This window comes from Holospora curviuscula (assembly GCF_002930195.1).
Classification (GTDB): Bacteria; Pseudomonadota; Alphaproteobacteria; order Holosporales; family Holosporaceae; genus Holospora; species Holospora curviuscula.
This window is the reverse complement of the sequence record NZ_PHHC01000023.1, coordinates 1-1,582: the sequence shown is the minus strand read 5'-3', so window position 1 is coordinate 1,582 and position 1,582 is coordinate 1. Positions and strand designations below refer to the sequence as shown.

At 35.3% G+C, this 1,582-nt stretch carries 1 protein-coding gene; it reads right to left on the bottom strand.

The window, feature by feature from the left end; translation table 11 throughout:
• Positions 1 to 184 precede the first annotated feature (184 nt).
• Positions 185 to 1,582: hypothetical protein (locus HCUR_RS00595; RefSeq protein ID WP_207760838.1), on the bottom strand; the 1,398-nt coding region annotated here is incomplete at its 5' end.

Sequence of the window (1,582 nt, the reverse complement as noted above, 5' to 3'; positions counted from 1 at the left end):
TATTAAAGTTAATAAAAACTTCATTTATTTTACCAAAAAAATTTACTCTTGTCAAGCTTAGTTAACATTATAATTCTATTCTATTTAAAAGAGTTCGAAAGACTGTGTCCATTATGAAAATAAAAAAATTTTAAAGAATTTTTTTCCTTGGTGAAGGAAGAAAAAAGTCTTTTTCAAGACTTTTTTAGAGTAATTGAAAGTTTTTTACTAAACTCAGCTTAACTTTTTTTGTAATAGGATCTGAGAATAAATTTTGATCGAAGAATAAATAATAAGTATCTTTTCCTCCAAAATTTATCTTCCTCACTTTAAAGGAAATACCTTGTGAACTGAGAAAATCTTGTTGAGGTATCAGAAGTGTTTTGCAATTAACGTAATGCGTTTTCATCAATTCATTTTTAAATTCTTTATTCTTCTTAGAATTGTCTTCAAAGTAAAAAATTTTTTCTTCAAGCCCCTTCTCCACAGGAGGAGTCGAAAATTGTAAATAATACTTTCTTTCGTTATTACTTACTGTAGATTGCTGTGTAAAAGGAATTTCTAGCTGATCCAATATTTCTCTCTGAGGCTCCAAAAGGGGAAAAAAAGAAACGTATTGCTTTTCAAGCAAGCTATATACGTCATTACCAAGACGTTTCCCCCTTGGATTTTTCTGTACTGAAACGGTATCCCCCTGATTAACTTGCGGAACTCGCTGTTGAGGTATTTGAAATTGATCCGTCCACTGCTGATGCTGACTCTGTTCTTTATCAAAAAAATCTTCTGCATTGAGTGACTTAGAGACCATACCGGCTAAATTTTGCTTAAAATACTCCACAAGGTCGCCGCTTGAACGATCAGGATTCGTTTCTAAGACGTTGCTGATCGCGCCCCGCAATTCCCTGCTCAATTGGGACAATTGTCCATCCTTTACGCGAGGTAGGATACTGATCTCTATAAAATCACAGATGATCGACCAATCAGCATCTGTGATCCTTTCTTTGAGTTCATTGCGCAATTGAACTAGTACATTTCTAACCTCAATTGCCTCTCGATAATCACCATTCCTAAAAGAAGTCTGCTCCTTAGGACGATTCGTCTGATGGAGGGTATCCGGCTTAAGAATCTGATGCTGACTCTGTGCTTTATCAAAAAAATCTTCCGAATTGAGTAACTCAGAGACCATACCGGCTAAATTTTTCTTAAAATGCTTCACAAGGTCGCTGCTTGAAGCATAAGACAACAGAAGAAAGGCGCCACTAATCGAGCTCTGCAATTCCCTGCTCAATTGGGGAAGCTTTCCATCTTTAACGCGGGGTAGGATATTATTCTCTATAAATTCACACAGGTCCGACCAATCAGTCTCTGTCATCCTGTTTTTGAATTCATTGCGCAATTGAGCTAGTTCATTTCTAACCTCAATTTCATCCTGATATCCATCATTATAAAAGGACTTCTCACTTTTCGGATTTTCCTGAACCTGCTGATTTTGTTTACTTTTTTTCTTAACTGGCTTCGCATCAACACTAAAAGCATAAAAAGCTGTTCCAGTGCCAATCAAAAAGCATAAATGACTAAATTTTATTTTTTTTTTCATATCTTT